Below are 13,966 nucleotides of genomic sequence, written 5' to 3' on the forward strand. Positions count from 1 at the left end.
CTTGATCAAAAAGGCATTGTTTTTCATAATTACAGGTAATTACTTGAAATTACCGCTCCATTGAAGCTTCGAACCACCCGCGTGAAAGCGGGTTTCTGCAAGGGTTCCGCCATACCGCGGATCAGGTCAGTCAAAGGGTCATGCCATGCGTCTTGTCCAGAGTTCACTGCACCAGGAGGTCGCCGATACCCTGCGCGAGCAGATCTTCGCGGGCCAGCTGGCGCCCGGAAGCTTCCTGGATGAGGTCGCGTTGTGCGAACGCCTGGAAATCTCGCGCACGCCGTTGCGGGAGGCGCTCAAGGTGCTGACTTCGGAAGGCCTGCTGCGCCATGAGCCGCGGCGCGGCTGCTTCGTCAACGAGGTGACCGAGCAGGACCTCGACGACATCTTCCCGGTGATCGCGCTGCTGGAAGGGCGCTGCGCCTACGAGGCGGCGCGCAATGCCAGCGACGCCGACCTCGCGGCGCTCACCACCCTGCATGAGCGGCTGAACAGCCACGCGGCAGCCGGCCGCATCAATGATTACTACGCCACCAACTTCGCGATCCATGAGGCCATCATCCTGCTGGCCAACAACCGCTGGCTGGCCCAGGCCATCGCCGACCTGCGCAAGATCCTCAAGCTCGCGCGGCTGCAGCAATTGCACGCGCCGGGCCGGCTGGCGCAAAGCCTGTCGGAGCACATGACGGTGTTCGCCGCCCTCAAGAGCCGCGACAGCGAAGGGGCCGAAGCCGCCATGCGCACGCACCTGACGCGCCAGCGCGAAGCGCTGCGTGAACTGGCCCGCAACCAACGCACCCGGGTGGCCTCATGAGCGCCGCCGACTGGCTCACCCGCAACGTCTCGCGTTTCACGGCGGGCGACAAGGCCGGGACGTCCGCGGTGCCTGCACCGGTTGCCGGCAAAAAGACGGCGGCGAATGCGGCGCTGCCCGCGCGCAGCACACACGAGCGGCTGCAAGCCACACTGAGCCAAAAGGACGAGGCGCTGTCGCCGCGCGTGCTGCGCCGCACCTTGCAGGAACTGCAGGCCATCATCGACCCGCGCGTGAGCGAGGTCGAGGGCGGCCGCCGCGCCATGGCCATCGCAGCCTGGTACGAAGGCGCCACCACAGCGCGCCGGCGCGATCTGTGGATGCTCATGAGCGAGCAATTCGTCGCCAATCCGCAAAAGGTCAAGGCCGCGCAGGCGCAGTTCGCGGCCGCGGTGGGCACGCCCGAAGAGGCGGTGGCCGAGGTGCGCTACCGGCGCGCCACGGTGTCGCCGCGCCGGCGCCTGCTGCAGCGTTTCAGCGTCTATCCGGGCGGCATCCAGTTCCTGGTCGACATGCGGGCCGAGATGCAGCCCAGCCTCAAGTCCGACAAACGCCTGCTGGCGCTGGACGTCGAGATGGAATACATGTTTTCCACCTGGTTCGACGTGGGCTTTCTCGACCTGCGCCGCATCACCTGGGATTCGCCGGCTTCGCTGATCGAAAAACTCATCAAGTACGAGGCGGTGCACGACATCAAGGGCTGGGCCGACGTGAAGAACCGGCTCGACAGCGACCGGCGCTGCTACGGCTTCTTCCATCCGCGGCTGCCCGAAGTGCCGCTGATCTTCGTGGAGGTCGCCATGGTCGAGCGCATCGCGGGCGACATCATGCCGCTGCTTGACGAACTGGCCGCGCCTTCGGACCTGAGCCGCGCCACCACCGCGATTTTTTATTCCATCAGCAACACCCAGGCCGGCCTGCGCGGCGTGAGCTTTGGCGATTCGTTGATCAAGCGCGTGGTCGAAAGCCTGAAGGAAGAATTCCCCAAGCTCAAGACTTTCGCCACGCTGTCGCCGATTCCGGGCTTTCGCAGCTGGCTGGGCAAGAATGCCGCGGCCATGCTGGAAAAGCTGGGAGACAAGGAGCGCAGCGCGCTGGGCCGCGCCGTTGGTTTCGAGCCGCCGGGTGCCGGGCATTTCTTCACGGCGATCGAGGACCCGCTGTCGCTCGGCGAGAAATCACCGGTGCGAAAAATGCTGTTGCATTGCGCCGCCCACTACCTGGGAAGGACGATGGAAGAGGGCAAGCCACTGGATCCGGTGGCGCGCTTTCACCTGGGCAACGGCGCGCGCGTGGAGCGCATCAACTGGGCCGGCGACCCGACGCCCAAAGGGCTCAAGCAATCGTACGGCCTGATGGTGAATTACCTCTATGACCTCAAGCGTCTGGACAGGCACCGGGCGCAACTGGCACAGGGGGAAATCCCCGTGTCAGGGGACATAGAAGATTTGTACATTTAAACGTGTACTTAGAGTCGCTCACAAAACCCTCCTGGCGTTGTTGCGCCGCCTTGCCGTGCTGGTGCACTGTCTGCGGCGACGCGCCTAGCCAGGACCGCTTCGCTGGGTTTTGTGAGCGACTCTTGAGAGCGGTTTGGGTAGCGGCAGGTTTGGGTGCGTCGCCCTTGAACCTCCGGTGTGCTTTTTTTAGATTCAACAACGACAGGAGACAACAATGACTTTCAGCTTTCACGCCCGGGCATCCCGGCGAGACGTCCTGCGTGCCGCGGCCGCCGGCGCCGCGACATTGTCTTTCGGCAGCCACGCCCAGTCAGCCTGGCCCACCAAGCCGGTGACGATGATCGTGCCGTTTCCGGCCGGCGGCGGCACGGATGCCTTCGCCCGCCCACTGTCCGCCCAGTTCGCGAAACTGACCGGCAAGCAGCTCATCATCGACAACCGCGGCGGCGCCGGCGGCACGCTGGGGGCCAGCATTGCCGCCAGGGCCCAGCCCGACGGCTACACCCTCTTTATGGGGGCGGTGCATCACACCATCGCGCCTTCGATGTACCCCAAGCTCGACTACGACATCGAAAAAGACTTTGTGCCGCTGGCCCTGATGGCCAACGTGCCGCAGGTGCTGGTGGTCAACCCCCGCAACCTGCCGTTCGCCGATTTCAAGGCCTACCTTGAAGCTGTGCGCAAGGCACCGGGAAAGTACAACTACGGATCGGCCGGCGCGGGCACTTCGCATCACCTGGCCGGGGAACTGTTCAAGCAGCAGACCAAGACCTTCATCACCCACATTCCCTACCGCGGCGCGGGCCCGGCCCTGCAGGATTTGATCTCCGGCAATGTCGACATGATGTTTGACGGCCTGGGTTCCTCCGCCAACCACATCAAGGGCGGCCGGATTAAGGCGCTGATGGTGTCCGGCACCAAACGCAACCCGGCCTTCCCGGATGTGCCCTGCGCGGGCGAGCTGGGCCTGCCCGACTACACCGTGACCACCTGGTACGGCATGTGGGCGCCCAAGGGTACGCCGGCCGACGTGCAGGCGCGCATCGTCGACGACCTGCGCAAAGCCGCCACCACCGACGAACTCAAAGCCATCTGGGCCAGCAATGGCGCCGACTTCGGCAACCTCACGCCCCAGCAGTTTGGCGCTTTCGTGAGCAGCGAAGTCAAGCGCTGGTCTGCCGTGGTGAAAGCCTCCGGCGCCAAACTTGAATGACCGCTTGATGACCGGAGCCGTTTTGCTGGAGGTGAAAGACTCCCTGGCCTTTGTGACCCTGTCCCACCCCGGCAAGCTCAATGCCATGAGCCGCGCCATGTGGCGCGAGCTGCGTGCGATTTTCGAGCGCATCCAGCAGCGCGATGACTTGCGCTGCGTGCTGGTGCGAGGTGAGGGCGGGCATTTTTGTGCGGGGGGTGACATTTCCGAATACGCCGGTTTCCGGTTTGAAGAAGCCGCCCTGCGCGAGTTTCACGAGACGGACGTGTGGGGCGGCCTGCAAGCCATGCTGGATTGCGACGTCCCCATGGTCGCGCAGATCGACGGCAATTGCATGGGCGCCGGCCTGGAAATTGCCAGCTGCTGCGACATGCGAATCGCCGGCGATTCGGCGAAGTTCGGTGCGCCCATCGCGAAGCTCGGGTTTCCGATGGCGCCGCGCGAGGCAGCGCTGGTGATGCGCGCGGCAGGCGAACTGACGGCGCGTGAAATGCTGCTGTCGGCGGCCGTGCTGGGTGCCGCCGAGATGAAGCAGCGCGGCTTCCTCAACCAGGTGGCGCCGGCCCATGAGGCGGGCGCAGCGGCCCTGGCCTGCGCGGCGAGCACCGCCGCCCTGGCGCCTGGCGCGGCGCGACTGAACAAGCAGGCCTTCAGGGCCCTGGCCGCAGCCGGCAACGCGCAAGCCGTGACTGATTTGACCGCGAGTGCCTACCGCTACGCCGCATCGCCCGAACACCGGGAAGGCGTCACGGCCTTTACTGAAAAACGCCCGCCCCGGTTTGACGGCCGGGCCCCAGCATCCACACCACCGACAGCCTGACCCATGAAAAACCATAACCTGTTTACGGCACTGCGAGCCGCCTTTCCCTCATCGCTCGATGAAACCGCCGTCGAAACCGACAACGGCCTGCGCTATTCATGGCGCGACCTCGAACGCGGCACCGCGATGATGGCCAACCTGCTGGCCTCGTTGGGCTTGCCAGAAGGGGCCCGCGTGGCGGTGCAGGTCGAAAAGTCGGTGGAAGCCATGATGCTTTACCTGGCGACCCTGCGCGCCGGCTATGTGTTTTTGCCGCTCAACACGGCGTACCAGAGCGCCGAGATCGAATACTTCATCGGCAATGCCGAGCCTTCGGTGATGGTGTGCAGCAGCAAGAACTTCGGCTGGGTCAGCAAGATCGCCTTCAAGGCCGGCACGCAGAATGTCTTCACGCTCGACGACGACCGTACCGGCTCGCTGCTGGACCGCGCCGCCCACTGCAGCGACAAGCATGAAGCCGTGGCACGCCAGGCCGACGATCTGGCCGCCATCCTTTACACCAGCGGCACCACGGGCCGCAGCAAGGGCGCGATGCTGACGCACGGCAATATGCTGAGCAACGCGCTGGTGCTGAAAGACTACTGGGGCTGGAAGAAGGGCGACGTGCTGATCCATGCCTTGCCGATTTTTCACGTGCACGGCCTGTTTGTCGCCATCCACGGCGCCCTGATCAACGGCAGCAAGATGATCTGGCTCGCGAAGTTTGATCCCAAGCTGGTGGTGCAAAAACTGCCCGAGGCCACGGTGTTCATGGGCGTGCCCACGCTGTATGTGCGCCTGCTGGCCGAGGCTGGCCTGACCCGCGAAGCCTGCCGCAACATGCGGCTCTTCGTCGCGGGATCGGCCCCTTTGCTGATCGAAACCTTCAACGAATGGAAGGAGCGTACCGGCCACACGATCCTGGAGCGCTACGGCATGTCCGAAACCGTGATGCTGACGTCCAATCCCTACCAGGGCGCCGAGCGACGCGGCGGCACCGTGGGTTTTGCGTTGCCCGGCGTCAGCCTGCGCGTGCAAGGCGAGGACGGCAAGTCCCTGCCGGCTGGCGAGATCGGCGGCATCCAGGTCAAGGGCCCCAACGTTTTCAAGGGCTACTGGCGCATGCCGGAAAAGACCAAGGAAGAATTCACGGCGGACGGCTACTTCAAGACCGGCGACGTGGGCAAGATCGACGAGCGCGGCTACATCGTCATCGTGGGCCGCAGCAAGGACCTCATCATCAGCGGGGGCTACAACGTCTACCCGGCGGAAATCGAGGGCTACATCAACGACATGCCGGGCGTGGCCGAAAGCGCGCTGGTCGGCGTGCCGCACCCGGATTTTGGGGAAGTGGGTGTGGCCGTGGTGATCGCCAAGCCGGGCGCTTCGCTGGAAGCCGGCCAGATCGTGGGTGAGCTCAAGGCCAAACTGGCCAACTTCAAGATCCCCAAGCAGTGCTTTGTGGTCAGCGAACTGCCGCGCAACACCATGGGCAAGGTGCAGAAGAACCTGCTGCGCGAGCAGTACAAGGGCTTGTTCGTTTAAGAGCAGGCGCTACGGCGCGAAGTCGTCGACCTGGATCACCTTGTCCGCCGCACGCAGGTAGGCCAGCGCCAGCTCAGGGTTGCTTGAGCTTTGCGCGGCACGTTCCATGGACTGGCGGCCGCGCACGGCCTTGTTGAGCGCCACGGTTTCTTCACCCAGTTGCTCCGCCAACGCGAGCGCATCCATCAGATCCCGCAAGCCGCCGCTGCTCGGCGTGGCCAGGTCGGGGCACAGGCGCCGCATGATCGCGTTGCGGGTGCGCAGCAGTTTCGCCAGTTCCAGCAACTGCACATCCCGGAGTGGCGCCAGCCGGGTGCTGCGGTTGAGCACCATGGCCCCCACCACACGGCGCAGCGGCGAGGGGAAATTGGCATACAGCGCTTCCAGCGCATTGCCGGCTTCATCGAGCTGCATGCGAATCGCGGCCCTGGCCACCGGCAGCATGTCGCCGTCCTTTTCAACGGCATAGCGCCAGGCGCAGGCGCTTGCCATGTAAAGGTGGGCCAGCACGTCGCCCAGCCGGGCCGACAGCAGCTCCATGCGCTTGAGCTTGCCGCCCAGCAAGCCCATGGCCAGGTCGCAGGTGAGCGCGTACTGGCTGCTCAGGCGGGCAATCAGCGGGGCTTCCTTTTCCAGGCCCGCCGGCGGCGTGCCTCGCAGTGGTGCGCCCGCGATGCTGTGCCAGAAGTTGCGCAGCACATGCCCGCCATGGCCCATCAAGGCCTGGCCCAGCGCTTCGGCGTCCTTGTCCTGCACGGCCTGCATTTCCTTCATGACGTAGGGGTGGCAGCGCACCGCGCCCTGGCCGAAAATGATCAGCGAGCGGGTCAGGATGTTGGCGCCTTCCACGGTGATGGCGATGGGCGCGCCGCGATAGGCCACGGACAGCAGGTTGGACGGGCCCTGGATGATGCCCTTGCCGCCCAGGATGTCCATGCCGTGGCTGACGGCGCGCCGGCCGGCTTCGGTCAGGTGCACCTTCAGGATGGCGCTGGCCACGCTGGGCTGTTCGCCTTTGTCCAGCGCGGCGGCGGTGTAGCGGCGCGCGGCGTCCGTCGCGTAAAGCTCGCAGGCCATTCCGGCGATCACGCCGGCAATTGCGTCGAAGCGGCCTATCGGAAGGCCGAACTGTTCACGCACCTGGCCGTAGCCGTTGGCGACGAAGAGCGCGGTCTGCTGCATGGCCGAGCCCAGTGCAGGCAATGAAATCGCGCGCCCGGCCGCCAGGCACTCCATCAGCATGCGCCAGCCCTGGCCGACCCGGGCCTCGCCGCCTATGACCCAGTCCATGGGGATGAAGACCTCGCGGCCCTCGATGGGCCCGTTCATGAAAGCCGCGTCCATGGGCCTGTGCCGCCTGCCTATGTCCATGCCGGGCTGCGGCACGGGGATCAGCGCGCAGGTGATGCCCAGGTGGCGCTGGCTTTCGGGCAGGCTTTCGTCGATGGCGTTGAAAGCCAGGCCGACGACGGTGGCCACCGGCGCCAGCGTGATGTAGCGCTTCGAAAAGTTCACGCTGAAGCCGCGCACCATCTTGCCCTCGAACTCCCGTTCGACCAGCACGCCGCTGTCGGGGATGGACGCCGCATCGGAGCCTGCATAGGGCGAGGTCAGCCCGAAGCAGGGCAGGTCGCGGCCGTCAGCCAGGCGCGGCAGGTAATGCTGCTTCTGCGCCGGGGTTCCGTAGCGCAGCAGCAACTCGGCCGGGCCCAGGGAGTTGGGCACCATGACGGTCACGGCCGCGGAGATATTGAGTGTGGCGATGCGCGTGACCACGGTGGCGTGGGCGTAGTGGCTGAAACCCAGCCCGCCGTGCTCCTCGGGGATGATCATTCCGAAGAAGCGGTGCTCACGCATATAGGCCCAGACCTCGGCGGGCAGGTTGCCGGCCTGGTCAATGGCGAAATCGTCCAGCATGGCGCAGAGGGCGGTGACTTCTGTGTCCAGAAAGGCCTGTTCCGCAGCGCTGAGCACATTGGGCCCGGCGGCCAGCAGGGCGTCGAAGTCGGGTTGGCCTGAAAACAGCCGGCCTTCGAAGCCGACGGTGCCCGCCTCAAGCGCTGCGCGCTCTGTGTCGCCCATCACAGGCAATGCACGGGCAAAGGGCTTCATGGCGGCCTGGCCTAGCCAGTGGGCAAATCCCATGGGGTATCTTTCGGAAAGGAGAGTGAAAGCTTGCCCCAAAAGCGTACGTGGAGAGGGGCAGGGCGCCTAGCGCCTTAGGCCCGTTTTGCTGTAGGCGGATTTGCCAGGCCGCCGCGGCAGGCCCCATGCAAAGGCCGCATAAGAAAGGTTCCCGCCCCTTCGGCCCTCTTATACAATTGCTCCGGTCTGATTTTTGCTAGTGTTTCCTGGTTTTTACTTCCAAGTTTTTATAAGAGGAGTTGAGGACATTATGAAAAAGCATCTAGGGTATTGGGCGTTTTCGGCCATGCTGGTGGCGGCACTGACTGCCTGCGGTAAAAAAGACGAAGCGCCTGCCGCTGCCGCACCGGCCGCCGCCGCGAGCGCACCGGCGCCTGTCGCCGCCGAGGAAAAGGTGCTCAATGTCTACAACTGGCCTGACTATGTCGCCAAAGACATGATCGCCAACTTCGAAAAGGAAACCGGCATCAAGGTCAACTACCAGACCTTCGAAAACAACGAGGCGCTGCACGCCAAGCTGGTCGCCGGCAACACGGGCTACGACATCGTCGTCCCCGGCGCCGTGTTCGCCAAGCCGCAGATCGACGGCGGCCTGCTCGCCAAGCTCGACAAGGCCAAGATCGCCAACTACGGCAACCTGGACCCGGCCATCATGGAAAAGCTGGGCACCATTGACCCCGGCAACGGCTACCTCGTGCCCTGGGCCTGGAGTTTCACCACGGTCGGCATCAACAAGGTCAAGGTCACCAAGGCGCTGGGCTCCACCCCCATGCCGGAAAACGCCTGGGACCTGGTGTTCAACCCGGTCTACACCGCCAAGCTCAAGGCCTGCGGCATCGCCTACCTTGATTCGCCGACCGAAGTGCTGCCACCGGCTATGCACTACCTGGGCAAAAACGCGTACTCCAACGACCCGGCCGACCACAAGGCGGCCGCTGAGATGCTGGCCAAGGTGCGTCCGCACATCCGCATGTTCTCCAGCACCATGATTGACGACCTGGCCGGCGGCAAGGCCTGCGTGGCCCTGGCCTGGGCCGGCGACATCAACATCGCCCGCGCCCGCGCGATTGAAAACAAGAGCGGCAACGATGTCGAGGCCCTGCTGCCCAGCACCGGCGGCCTGATCTTCTTCGACACCTTGGCCATCCCCAAGGATGCCAAGCACCCCAATAACGCGCTGGCCTTCATCAACTACTCGCTGCGCCCTGAAGTGTCTGCATCCCTGACCAACGAACTGGGTTACGCCACCGCCAACAAGGCCAGCCTGGCCAACGTCAAGCCTGAGATCGCCAAGGACAAGGCTGTGTTCCCCGACCCGGACAACCTGAAGAAAATGGTGTCTCCGGCCAGCTTCAGCAATGAGGCCCGCGAGTCCATGAGCAATGTGTTCACCGCCTTCAAAAAAGGCAAGTGAGTTTTTGCTGTCTTGAACTGACGGTAGTGAGTTCGAACCCGGCTGTGCATGCAATGCTTTGCGTGCGCAGCTTTTTTTCATCTTGGTGACGACAGGAAGCACTGTTCATGAACCTGCCCCCATCGCCCGGTGATGGTTATTTGCGGACCGACCAGCTGGTCAAGCGCTTTGATGGCGTGGCAGCGGTCGACGACGTCTCGCTGTCCATCCACAAGGGTGAAATCTTCGCACTGCTAGGCAGCTCCGGCTGCGGCAAATCGACCCTGCTGCGCATGCTGGCGGGTTTTGAGAAACCGACCTCCGGCGCGGTCATCCTGGACGGCGTGGACATCGCCTCCTTCCCGCCCTACGAACGGCCCATCAACATGATGTTCCAGTCGTATGCGCTTTTTCCGCACCTGACGGTCTGGGACAACATTGCCTTCGGCCTCAAACGCGAAGGCATGCCAAAGGCCGAAATTGAGGCACGTGTTCAGGAGATGCTCAAGCTGGTCCAGCTCGAGGCTTTTGCCAAACGCAAGCCGCACCAGCTCTCGGGTGGCCAGCAGCAGCGCGTGGCCCTGGCGCGCAGCCTGGCCAAGCGGCCGCAGTTGCTGCTGCTTGACGAACCTCTGGGCGCGCTGGACAAAAAGCTGCGTGAACGCACGCAGTTCGAGCTCATCAACATCCTTGAGTCCGTGGGCGTGACCTGCGTCATGGTGACGCACGACCAGGAAGAAGCCATGGCCATGGCCTCCCGCATCGCGGTGATGAGCCACGGCCGTGTGCTGCAGGTCGGTACGCCCAAGGAAATCTACGAGCATCCGAATTGCCGCTTTGTGGCCGACTTCATCGGCAACGTCAACATGCTGGAGGGAGAGCTCACGCTGGACGAGGCTGATCGGTGCGAGGTCACCACCGACCAGGGCGTCGTGAGCGTGGGGCACGGCATCAGCGGCACCCTGGGCATGTCGGTCGCCATCGCGGTGCGGCCCGAGAAAATCCACATCGCCAAGACCCGGCCGGCCGGTATCGGCACCAACCTGTTTACCGGCAAAGTGCGCGAGATCGCCTACTTCGGCAGCTACAACACCTTCATCGTGGAAGCGGCCGGCGGCCGCACCCTCAAGATCACCGAGACCAACACCACGCGCCACGACAGCGACACGATCACCTGGGACGACCCGGTCTTCTTTTGGTGGGATGGTTCCGCGCCGGTGGTGCTGACGCAATAAGTCCAGCCCCACAGGCCCAATGATTCAATCCCGGCGATGAAAAACATCCCCTCCTGGCTTCAACTCAACCTCGGGCGGCGCTTCGTCATCGCCGTGCCTTACGTCTGGCTGCTGCTGTTTTTTGTGCTGCCTTTCCTGATCCTGCTGCGCATCAGCGTGACGGACATGGGCAACGGCGTGGATCCCTTCGCACCGTTGATTGAGACGGTCAAGGGCTCGTGGCACGTGCTGCTGCGCTACAACAACTACGCATCCATCTTCATCGACAAGGCGCAGGATGCCGCGGGGGGCTTCGGCAACACGATTTACATGGAGGCGTACAAGACCTCGCTGAAGTACGCCTTGCTCACCACGCTGTCCTGCCTGGTCATCGGTTACCCCTTCGCGTACTTCATTGCCCGCTCGCGGCCCGCGATCCGCCCGGCTCTGCTGATGCTGGTGATGCTGCCGTTCTGGACCTCTTTCCTGCTGCGCGTCTACGCCTGGAAGGGCATCCTCGCCGACCAGGGCGTGCTCAACAACCTGCTGCTGTCGTTGGGCATCATCCAGGAGCCCATGGTGATGCTCTACACCGACGTCTCCATGTTGGTGGGCATGACTTACGTGTACTGCCCCTTCATGATCCTGCCGCTCTACGCCAACCTGGTGAAGATGGATTTTCGCCTGCTGGAGGCCGCGCACGACCTGGGCGCCAGCGCCTGGAAGGCTTTCTGGCTGATCACTGTGCCGCTCAGTAAATCCGGCATCGTGGCCGGCTCCATGCTGGTGTTCATTCCCAGCGTCGGCGAGTTCGTGATCCCCTCGCTGCTGGGCGGTGCCGAAAACATCATGATCGGGCGCGTGGTCTGGGACGAGATGTTCAGCAGCAACAACTGGCCGCGCGCCTCCGCGCTGGCGGTGGTGATGATTCTGCTGATCCTGGTGCCGCTGGCCTTTTATTACCGCTCCAGCAGCGATCGCGACGCGCGGGGAGGGCATTGAGATGAAAACCGGTATGAGGAGTATTTCGCGCCTGGTGGAAAACAACGTGGGCAAACTCTGGATGGGGCTGGTCTACCTGTTTCTCTACATCCCGCTGTTTTTCCTCATCGTTTTTTCTTTCAACAGCACGCGGCAGGACGGGGTTTTCACCGGCTTCTCGACGCGATGGTATGAGGCCTTGCTGGCGGACTCGCGGCTGGTCGAAGGCTTTTTCCTGTCGCTCAAGGTGGCGCTGATCACCGGCACGCTGTCGGTGGTGCTGGGCAGCTTTGCCGCCTTTGTGCTGGTGCGCTATCTGCGCTTCACCGGGCGCACGCTGTTTTACGGGCTGGTGAATGCGCCGCTGGTCATGCCCGAGGTCATCATCGGGCTGTCCTTGCTGCTGCTGATGGTGGCGGTGCAGCGCACCGTGGGCTGGCCCGATCGCGGCTTCATCACCATCGTGACCGGCCACACCCTGCTGGGCATGGCTTACGCCACCGTGGTGATCCAGTCGCGCCTCAGTGAAATGGACCGCACCCTCGAAGAGGCCGCCATGGACCTGGGCTGCCGTCCCATGCAGGTGTTCTTTCTGGTGACCCTGCCCAATATCGCGCCGGCCCTGGTGTCGGCCTGGCTGCTGACGTTCACGCTCTCGTTTGACGACGTGGTGATTTCGGAGTTCTTGTCGGGCCCGGGCGTGACGACCCTGCCGCAGGTGATCTTCAGCTACGCCCGCCGCGGCGTGAACCCGTCGATTTACGCGGCGGCCACGATTTTGATCACCGTGGTGTCGCTGGGCATCATCAGCTACAGCATCTATGTGATGCGCCGGCAAAAGCGGCTGGACCGCGAAATCAGTGCGGCGGCTCGACCGGAACAGGCTTTTCCAGACCCCGTCCCGGCAAAGTAGCCAGCACCACGCCGGCCAGCGCAATGCCGAAGGCGCCGATCTGGGTGGCGTTCAGTGTTTCTCCCAGCACCATGACGCCGACCGCGGCGGCGCTGATGGGCAGCAGCACGGCAAACACACCGGCCTCGTTGGCAGGGATGGTCTTGAGGCCCGTCATCCAGAGCCAGACCGTCCAGACACTGGCGGCCAGCGAGTAAAACACCAGCAGCAACCACAAGGACGGCGCGACCCGGCCGAAGTCAAAACTCCAGGCCATCCAGAGCCCCAGCGGCGTGACGAGCGCAAAGCCCCAGAGGTTGATCAAGGCTGAAATGCGTTTGGGGCTCAGCACGCCGGTCAGTTTCTTGCCGATCACCGCATAGAAGGCTTCGCACAAGACCGCGCCCACCAGCAGCAGGTTGCCCAGCCAAGCGTAGCTTGGCGCCGGGTCGGTTTGCGGCCCCGCTGCGGCGTGCACCGCCGCTGGATTTTTGGCCAGCGACACCAGCGCGATGCCAACCACGGCGCAGGCCACTGCGCCCCAGACCCGCAGGCCAATGCGCTCCCGCAGGAACAGCCAGCTCATGAGCGCGACGGCGGCCGGGATGGAGGCCATGATGACGCCGGCCGCGACGGCACTGGTCATGCTCACGCCGAACAGCATGCAGATGGAAAACAGGAAGTTGCCGAGGAACGATTCCAGGAACAGCAGGCGGGCGGTTTGCCGGCTCATGGGAATCTCTTCAGCGGGCTTTTTGAGCCAGCGCAGCATGGCTGCACCACCTATGCCAAAACGCAGCCAGGCGAGCAGGAAGACGGGAAGGGCGGCGACCAGGGGTTTGGACAGCGCCACATAGCTGCCCACCAAAGACATGCTGAGCCCGAGACAGGCGTACGCCACAATGCGGTTCATTAAACTGGGGGGTCCTGTTGCACGGCCATGCGGCCCGCCGGTTGGAGGGATTGGCAGGGATGCCAGCAGGCCGGAATCATGCCTTAATTTTCATGGCTGGCTTTACAAGCCTTCCGATACCCAGGATTCCAAGCAATGCCATCTTCTTCCGTCACCCGCCATGTCTTTGTCTACGGCACCTTGCGCAAAGGGGAAGAGCGGGACATCAACCGCTTGCCGCCCGCGCCACGCTGGGTAGGGCGGGCACAAGTGGCCGGTGTCATGCACCACCTGGGAAGCTACCCAGGCTTGGTGCTTGGCGGACCAGGTGTGGTGCACGGTGAGGTCTACGCCATCAGCGCCGAGCTGGAACGCGTGCTCGATGAAATCGAAGAGGTCTGGCCGCAGCAAACTGGTGAATATGCCAAGCGCGAGGTGGTAGTGCAGCTGGACGCGAGCCCGGAGCCAAGCGGATCGCGAGGCGAAGCGCGCGAGCTCTTGTGCGTTCTTTATGAAATCGCACCTGAGCGCGCCCAGGGCAAGCCCGTTATCGCCGGCGGCGACTGGGTGCTGCACCGTACTGGCCGCAAAACCTGAGTTTCCGCGCGTGTTGCCGCA

The 13,966-nt window shown here is 63.8% G+C and carries 12 protein-coding genes; 10 read left to right on the forward strand and 2 right to left on the reverse strand.

The features are described from left to right. Positions 1 to 145 precede the first annotated feature (145 nt). The 5 genes from AC1D1F_RS00885 (at position 146) to AC1D1F_RS00905 (ending at position 5,831) form a co-directional block, all read left to right on the forward strand. A complete protein-coding gene (locus tag AC1D1F_RS00885; protein ID WP_477697472.1) occupies positions 146 to 814 on the forward strand; it encodes a GntR family transcriptional regulator in 669 nt (222 codons plus the stop codon). Continuing rightward, positions 811 to 2,274 (forward strand): malonyl-CoA decarboxylase domain-containing protein, encoded by a 1,464-nt coding sequence (locus AC1D1F_RS00890; RefSeq protein ID WP_477700624.1) that lies wholly within the window; start codon positions 811 to 813, stop codon positions 2,272 to 2,274. Before AC1D1F_RS00885 ends, AC1D1F_RS00890 begins: the two co-directional genes overlap by 4 nt. A gap of 214 nt (positions 2,275 to 2,488) precedes the next feature. Then, complete coding sequence (locus AC1D1F_RS00895; protein ID WP_477697470.1) at positions 2,489 to 3,487, forward strand: Bug family tripartite tricarboxylate transporter substrate binding protein; 999 nt, start codon at positions 2,489 to 2,491, stop codon at positions 3,485 to 3,487. A 7-nt stretch (positions 3,488 to 3,494) separates the two neighbouring features. Further along, positions 3,495 to 4,307, forward strand: coding sequence for an enoyl-CoA hydratase/isomerase family protein (locus tag AC1D1F_RS00900; protein WP_477677484.1), 813 nt, complete (start codon positions 3,495 to 3,497; stop codon positions 4,305 to 4,307). Positions 4,308 to 4,310: 3 nt separating this feature from the next. Further along, positions 4,311 to 5,831, forward strand: a complete 1,521-nt coding sequence (locus tag AC1D1F_RS00905) for a malonate--CoA ligase (protein WP_477677483.1) — start codon at positions 4,311 to 4,313, stop codon at positions 5,829 to 5,831. 9 nt (positions 5,832 to 5,840) lie between these two features. On the opposite strand, the gene AC1D1F_RS00910 is transcribed toward AC1D1F_RS00905, so the two are convergent. Further along, the gene (locus AC1D1F_RS00910) at positions 5,841 to 7,976 is read right to left on the reverse strand and encodes an acyl-CoA dehydrogenase (protein ID WP_477700625.1); all 2,136 of its coding nucleotides are present in this window, start codon (positions 7,974 to 7,976) and stop codon (positions 5,841 to 5,843) included. Between the two features lie 250 nt (positions 7,977 to 8,226). Here AC1D1F_RS00910 and AC1D1F_RS00915 point away from each other — a divergent pair, with 250 nt between their 5' ends. The 4 genes from AC1D1F_RS00915 to AC1D1F_RS00930 all read left to right on the forward strand — a co-directional run bounded on the left by AC1D1F_RS00915 (position 8,227) and on the right by AC1D1F_RS00930 (position 12,477). Continuing rightward, positions 8,227 to 9,390, forward strand: coding sequence for an extracellular solute-binding protein (locus AC1D1F_RS00915; RefSeq protein WP_477697138.1), 1,164 nt, complete (start codon positions 8,227 to 8,229; stop codon positions 9,388 to 9,390). A gap of 107 nt (positions 9,391 to 9,497) precedes the next feature. Beyond that, positions 9,498 to 10,604 carry an ABC transporter ATP-binding protein gene (locus AC1D1F_RS00920; RefSeq protein ID WP_477697139.1) on the forward strand — a complete coding sequence of 369 codons (1,107 nt, stop codon included), beginning with the start codon at positions 9,498 to 9,500 and terminating at the stop codon, positions 10,602 to 10,604. A 36-nt stretch (positions 10,605 to 10,640) separates the two neighbouring features. Beyond that, on the forward strand, positions 10,641 to 11,585 hold the full coding sequence (locus AC1D1F_RS00925) for an ABC transporter permease (protein ID WP_477654601.1): 945 nt from the start codon (positions 10,641 to 10,643) through the stop codon (positions 11,583 to 11,585). Positions 11,586 to 11,598: 13 nt separating this feature from the next. Beyond that, entirely contained in the window at positions 11,599 to 12,477 is an 879-nt protein-coding gene (locus AC1D1F_RS00930; RefSeq protein ID WP_477697140.1) for an ABC transporter permease, read from the forward strand. Here AC1D1F_RS00930 and AC1D1F_RS00935 read toward each other — a convergent pair. Beyond that, the gene (locus AC1D1F_RS00935) at positions 12,422 to 13,369 is read right to left on the reverse strand and encodes a DMT family transporter (protein ID WP_477678912.1); all 948 of its coding nucleotides are present in this window, start codon (positions 13,367 to 13,369) and stop codon (positions 12,422 to 12,424) included. The two genes, AC1D1F_RS00930 and AC1D1F_RS00935, sit on opposite strands and share 56 nt — an antisense overlap. 135 nt (positions 13,370 to 13,504) lie before the next feature. On the opposite strand from AC1D1F_RS00935, the gene AC1D1F_RS00940 reads away from it, so the two are divergent. Then, complete coding sequence (locus AC1D1F_RS00940) at positions 13,505 to 13,945, forward strand: gamma-glutamylcyclotransferase family protein (RefSeq protein WP_477678911.1); 441 nt, start codon at positions 13,505 to 13,507, stop codon at positions 13,943 to 13,945. The last annotated feature ends 21 nt before the right edge of the window (positions 13,946 to 13,966 follow it).

The sequence above is a fragment of the Polaromonas sp. P1_H6 genome, assembly GCF_056405195.1.

Bases quoted from the DNA above. Each gene is read 5' to 3' on its own strand.
- AC1D1F_RS00885 (WP_477697472.1), top strand. From the start codon at position 146: ATGCGTCTTGTCCAGAGTTCACTGCACCAGGAGGTCGCCGATACCCTG.
- AC1D1F_RS00890 (WP_477700624.1), top strand. From the start codon at position 811: ATGAGCGCCGCCGACTGGCTCACCCGCAACGTCTCGCGTTTCACGGCG.
- AC1D1F_RS00895 (WP_477697470.1), top strand. From the start codon at position 2,489: ATGACTTTCAGCTTTCACGCCCGGGCATCCCGGCGAGACGTCCTGCGT.
- AC1D1F_RS00900 (WP_477677484.1), top strand. From the start codon at position 3,495: ATGACCGGAGCCGTTTTGCTGGAGGTGAAAGACTCCCTGGCCTTTGTG.
- AC1D1F_RS00905 (WP_477677483.1), top strand. From the start codon at position 4,311: ATGAAAAACCATAACCTGTTTACGGCACTGCGAGCCGCCTTTCCCTCA.
- AC1D1F_RS00910 (WP_477700625.1), bottom strand. From the start codon at position 7,976: ATGGGATTTGCCCACTGGCTAGGCCAGGCCGCCATGAAGCCCTTTGCC.
- AC1D1F_RS00915 (WP_477697138.1), top strand. From the start codon at position 8,227: ATGAAAAAGCATCTAGGGTATTGGGCGTTTTCGGCCATGCTGGTGGCG.
- AC1D1F_RS00920 (WP_477697139.1), top strand. From the start codon at position 9,498: ATGAACCTGCCCCCATCGCCCGGTGATGGTTATTTGCGGACCGACCAG.
- AC1D1F_RS00925 (WP_477654601.1), top strand. From the start codon at position 10,641: ATGAAAAACATCCCCTCCTGGCTTCAACTCAACCTCGGGCGGCGCTTC.
- AC1D1F_RS00930 (WP_477697140.1), top strand. From the start codon at position 11,599: ATGAGGAGTATTTCGCGCCTGGTGGAAAACAACGTGGGCAAACTCTGG.
- AC1D1F_RS00935 (WP_477678912.1), bottom strand. From the start codon at position 13,369: ATGAACCGCATTGTGGCGTACGCCTGTCTCGGGCTCAGCATGTCTTTG.
- AC1D1F_RS00940 (WP_477678911.1), top strand. From the start codon at position 13,505: ATGCCATCTTCTTCCGTCACCCGCCATGTCTTTGTCTACGGCACCTTG.